Annotated in this window: 4 protein-coding genes; 2 read left to right on the forward strand and 2 right to left on the reverse strand. The window is 39.5% G+C overall.

The window, feature by feature from the left end:
- The coding region (locus JW841_08005) for a PASTA domain-containing protein (protein ID MBN1960875.1) at positions 1 to 603 on the forward strand (603 nt) is incomplete at its 5' end.
- On the opposite strand, the gene JW841_08010 is transcribed toward JW841_08005, so the two are convergent.
- Together JW841_08010 and JW841_08015 are read right to left on the reverse strand one after the other, a co-directional pair.
- Positions 600 to 2,627, reverse strand: a complete 2,028-nt coding sequence (locus JW841_08010; GenBank protein MBN1960876.1) for a VacB/RNase II family 3'-5' exoribonuclease — start codon at positions 2,625 to 2,627, stop codon at positions 600 to 602. The two genes, JW841_08005 and JW841_08010, sit on opposite strands and share 4 nt — an antisense overlap.
- Before the next feature lie 57 nt (positions 2,628 to 2,684).
- Positions 2,685 to 3,557 carry an SPFH domain-containing protein gene (locus JW841_08015; GenBank protein MBN1960877.1) on the reverse strand — a complete coding sequence of 291 codons (873 nt, stop codon included), beginning with the start codon at positions 3,555 to 3,557 and terminating at the stop codon, positions 2,685 to 2,687.
- Positions 3,558 to 3,848: 291 nt separating this feature from the next.
- On the opposite strand from JW841_08015, the gene JW841_08020 reads away from it, so the two are divergent.
- Entirely contained in the window at positions 3,849 to 5,000 is a 1,152-nt protein-coding gene (locus tag JW841_08020) for a mechanosensitive ion channel family protein (GenBank protein MBN1960878.1), read from the forward strand.
- The last annotated feature ends 311 nt before the right edge of the window (positions 5,001 to 5,311 follow it).

Consider the following 5,311-nt stretch of genomic DNA (forward strand, 5'->3'; position numbering starts at 1 on the left):
GAAGTCCCCTCAATAACTGGTTTTAAACTTGAGAGTGCTCAAGCTTTGGTTGAGGCTAGAGGGTTGCAGCTTACTATTGCTGAAAAAAAATCAGACACCAAAGTTGCGCCTGGCCATATAATTTCTCAAAGTCCTTTTGCCGGCGCCAGACTCAAATATGGTGAAAAAGTCGGAGTAGTAGTTGCTAAAATACCAACGGTAGTAAAAACTCCGGCGCTTATTGGGCAACCATTAAATGAAGCAAAATTAACTTTAAAAGAAGCAAAGTTAGAACTTGGTGAAGTAACAGAAGTCGAAAAAGCTGAGGCGATTCCTGGTAGTGTTATTCGGCAAAGTATTGCAGCCGATGTTGAAGTAAAAGTTGGCGCTGCGGTAGATCTGGTAATCGCAAAAGCTATAGATACTGTAGCAGTGCCAAATGTTGTTGGTCGCATGGTTGGTAGCGCCAAAAAACAACTGATTAAAGCTGGTTTTAAAATTGGCAAAATAAGTTATCGTATCGATGACCTTGAAGACGAAGGCGTAGTGTTAGCTCAAAAACCAGGTGCAGATGAGCAAGCACCCAAAGGTTCAGAGATAGAACTAACAGTTAGCACCTACTAAGACACGCCCTGATAGTTCTGCTTTTTTTGCATTGCTGGAATAAAATCAATATGACGCCTTGAGGTGTTAACTGAGGCGAGTTGTACTTTTATTTTATCACCAAGCGATATGCGGTGGCCTGAACAACGCGCGATTAATGTATTATCGTTATTATAAAAGTCATAAAAATCATTGAAAGTTTTACTAAGCGTTGCGATGGCTAATAATCCCTCAAGCCAAGGGTCGTTTACCCGTACAAAAGCACCAGAATCATGCACGCTGGTCACAATTGCATCAAACTCTTTGCCGATATAGCGAGCAGCAACATGACACGCCATTAATTGTTCTACTTTACGTTCAGCATCTTGTGCACGTCGTTCTTGCTCAGAAGCCTGCACAGCACTTTTTTCAAGTTTGGCTTTATTTAAACGATGCTGTCCCCATAATGAGTATAAGCTGCGGTGCACTAGTAAATCAGGGTAACGACGAATTGGTGAAGTAAAATGAACATATGCATTAGAAGCCAAGCCATAATGTCCAAGGTTTTCAGCACTATAATGAGCTTGTGCCAAACTACGTAACAACAACATCATACCTGCATCTTTTTGCGGCAGTTTTTTTATCGCTTCGCATAATAGTGCTAATTTTTTATGTGCATCAATAAAAATGCCATAAGTTGCCGCCCAAGAAGATAGTGCAGTGATTTTTTTAAGGTCAGGTTTTTCATGAACTCTAAAAATAGTATGGCATTTATTTTTAATTAAATATTCAGCGACAGCTTCATTAGCGGCTATCATCAAGTCTTCGATTAATTGATGAGCTTCAGTGCGAATGAGTTCATTAACATGCGTTGCAATACCATCAGGGCCTAACTTGATTTGCGGCTCTTTAATATCAAGATCAATGGCACCACGTTGCCGGCGTTGTTTGTGTAAATAGCGGGCAGCAGTTAGTAGCGCGGGTAGGCTAGGGTGCAGTTTACGACCTTGATCATGATTTAGATAGTGCTGCACTTCTGTATAAGTTAGCCTGGCGCTACTGACTATAAGCGATGGATAGATCGTAATATCATCACAATAGCCATTTTGATGAACCAGCATTTCACAAGTAAGTGTAAGACGTGGTTGCTGTGGCACTAATGAACACGCTTCATTTGATAATGCTGCTGGTAACATTGGGATTGCACAATGCGGAAAATAAACACTAGTACCACGCTCGCGCGCCGCCGCATCTATAGCGCTATTTAATGTTACATAGTGGGAGACATCAGCAATTGAAACCCACACACGAATAGCCGTCGCTTCTTTTTGCGCTGCTACAGCATCATCAAAATCGCGAGCATCTTCACCATCAATAGTAATATGAGCAATAGAGCGCAGATCACGACGTTTTGGTTCACTAACAAGTATTGCTAATGGGTCATTTTTAGCTAAACAAGTAGCAGCATGATTGACTGTTTTATCAAATTGTAGTGGGATGCCAAATGAGTGAATCAACATCTCAACTTGTACTTTTGGGTCATGAGGATGCCCAAGAACTTTAGTAATGGTAGCTTGCCCACTTTTAGTACTGCTACTTAATTTTGTAACTAAAGCAACGACTGCATGACCGGCTTTAATTCTACCAAACTTGGTTGGAATATTGGCTTGTAGAGCCGGTAGCTCTGATTGGGGAAAAATATACCAGTTTTTGCCGCGTTGGCGTAAAAGACCAACAATTTCGGTATTAGTAATTTCACCACGAGCTATTACTCGACCATATTTTCGTCCTTTACGACCAATTTCTATACTTACTGTAACAGTGTCGCCGTCACTAATACCTGTTAGTGTTTGTGCAGGTAAAAATATATTAGCTTTAGCAGAAGGCTTGATGCGTAAATGTCCATTACCATCAGGATTAATTTTAACTACACCAGTTTTTAGTTGCGGATCTTTATAAGATTTATTGCGAGTAGATTTTAAACGATGTTGCAAAGAAGCATAACTTCGCTGGTGAGGTTTTCTTGCTTTTACAGGTATTCGTGTTCGTGCTTTAGGTTTTGCCATAATAGATTCTTAATGCAAATAGAATTACTAAAACAATTTTGGTTGTTGATATTTAAATTAATGAGGTGAACCTGATTTATTTTTGTCTGTATAAGAGTGTATCAACTCGAAGACTTCTAAAGGTAAAGTTAAGACAACCGTGTTAGCAGCGCTAGGGCCCAGACTATCAATAGTTTGTAAAGTGCGCAGTTGCATTGCCCCAGGGCTGGCGGCCATTTTAGCTGCCGCTTCAGCTAAAGCAGCAGCAGCTTGACGGTCACCATCTGCTTTTATTATCGTTGCGCGTTTTTCGCGTTCAGAAGAAGCTTGTCGTGACATCATCTTTTTAAGATCTTCAGGCACATCAATATCTTCGAGTTTGATAGCTTCAACATGCAGTCCCCATGACTGGCTGGCGGCGCTAACGTTTTTTTCTATTTCGCTTTCTAAACGTTCTTGATGACTGAGGAGTTCGTCAAGTGAGAGACGACCCACAACATCACGTAAAGTGGCTTGAGCGTACCTAGATATCGCTTGGCGATAGTCTTCTACTTCTAAGGCGGCAGCTTTAGCATCGCAAACTTCAAAAAAGATAACCCCGTTTACCATTACGGGCACGTTATCTTGGGTTATCGTTTGTTGACGAGAAATATCCACAGTTTGTACCCGCATTTCGACGAAAATTGGTGAGTCTATAGTAGGTATTAAAAAGCGTACTCCGGGTGGAGCCACTGTAACAAATCGGCCAAGTCGCAAAATGATCATTTGCTCCCATTGCGCTACGACTTTAACGCTTGCGGATAAAATCGAACCCAGCAAAATACCCAAAAGAGCTGGGACGGTAATTGCTATATAATTCTCAGAAGAAAAACCCAGCAATAACCCGATTACAATGCCAAGCAAAGAAGATAACACCAAGAGCAATTTAGAGACGGATGATGATGGTCGCATGGCAGCTATTTTTGCCTTATAATGCAGTAAACGACAACAATAATTTTGTTAATAAAAAAACAAATAAAATTACCATGATAGAATAATGAATAATGCGTGTATATTGGAAAGAAAATATATTAGTTTTAGTTTCTTTTTAACTTATAAGTAATAGTTTCATTTTGGTCTAATAGCGGTTGACGATAAGTCTTAAAATTAGGCATAGATACATTTCATTTATTTTACTTCTGGCAAACTCGCATCCGGTTCGCCAGTGACAACCAGAAACATTGTTTTGTGGATAAACGCAAAATGGATTTAACACTTATAACCGATAATTTAAAAGCTTTTTGGGCTCTTGTTGTTGATGTCTGGCAACAGGGTCTCTTTGGCGTGCAGATTGGTAAATTGATCACGGCTGCATTAATTTTTATTCTTTTTTTGGCCTTGAGAAAATTTTTTGGTCATTCAATTATTAGACGTCTTAAGAAGCTTGCTAAAAAAACCAAAATAGAATTTGATGATAAAATCGTTGATGCAATTGAACCGCCAACTATGATGGTGCCTGTAGTATTAGGACTTTTCTTGGCGCTTAAATACCTCGATGTCGGTGGTACAATTGGTGATATTGGTGCAAAGCTTGTTCGTTCGTTAATTATATACATTATATTATGGGGATTCTATTGTCTAGTGACCCCGTTTAGATTCTTGTTTGATCGTGTCGCTGTAGTTTTCTCTTCGGCGATGCGTGATTGGCTACTTAAAGTTATAAAAATTGCGCTAGTTTTTATTGCTATAGCAACTGTGCTTGAAATTTGGGGTATTAAGGTTGGGCCGGTTCTCGCTGGCCTTGGGCTATTTGGTGTAGCAGTGGCATTAGGTGCGCAAGACCTGTTTAAAAACTTGATTTCGGGTTTGCTGATTATTTCCGAAAAACGTTTTAATATTGGTGATTGGATTTTAGTCGATGGTGTTGTTGAAGGAACTGTCGAGCACTTAGGATTTAGATCAACTCTTGTACGTCGTTTTGATAAGGCGCCAGTTTATGTCCCCAACGCCAAGCTTGCTGATTTGGCGGTAACGAATTTTAGCGCCATGACCTTTCGTCGTATTTATTGGCATATTGGTGTCGAATACCGCACCACGATCGAGCAACTACGCCGCATACGTGATCGTATCGAAGCTTACCTTTTTAATAACGATGAGTTTGTTAAGCCAAGTGAAGCAAGTACCTTTGTGCGTATTGATCGATTCTCTGATTCATCGATTGATATAATGCTTTATTGTTTTACTCGTACTACGATCTGGGGACAATGGCTTGAGATTAAAGAACGACTGGCTCTTGAAGTTAAAAAAATTGTTGAGGGTGAGGGTAGTAGTTTTGCGTTTCCGTCGCGTTCTATTTACATGAGCAACCCAACTAACGATATGCCTGAAGTTTTTGTACCGCCAGAAAATCCATAAAACATTGTGACGTGAAATAAGGGATGTACCTAATATCCAAGCATTTTTAAACCAGCAATTAATTATAGTACTATTAAGCTGTCGATTTTAAGGGGCGTTCTAAAAGATAAAAAATTGCGGTTGTGTTTGATACACCAAACTTAACGATTAAACTTTAAGCAAAATATGTGGGAATATTCTTTAAATATTATGAAATATCTAGATATTATAGTGAGTTAACTTCATCTGGCGTAAGTTCTCAATAAATACTGGCGAAACATGGGTGTCATCTCGAACGTAGTGAGAGATCTTTTTTATGCTTTTAAATATAA

Source organism: Deltaproteobacteria bacterium (genome assembly GCA_016931625.1).
GTDB lineage: Bacteria > Myxococcota > XYA12-FULL-58-9 > XYA12-FULL-58-9 > JAFGEK01 > JAFGEK01.

Excerpts from the sequence above, each read along its gene's own strand:
- JW841_08010 (MBN1960876.1), bottom strand. The coding sequence starts at position 2,627 with ATGGCAAAACCTAAAGCACGAACACGAATACCTGTAAAAGCAAGAAAA.
- JW841_08015 (MBN1960877.1), bottom strand. The coding sequence starts at position 3,557 with ATGCGACCATCATCATCCGTCTCTAAATTGCTCTTGGTGTTATCTTCT.
- JW841_08020 (MBN1960878.1), top strand. The coding sequence starts at position 3,849 with ATGGATTTAACACTTATAACCGATAATTTAAAAGCTTTTTGGGCTCTT.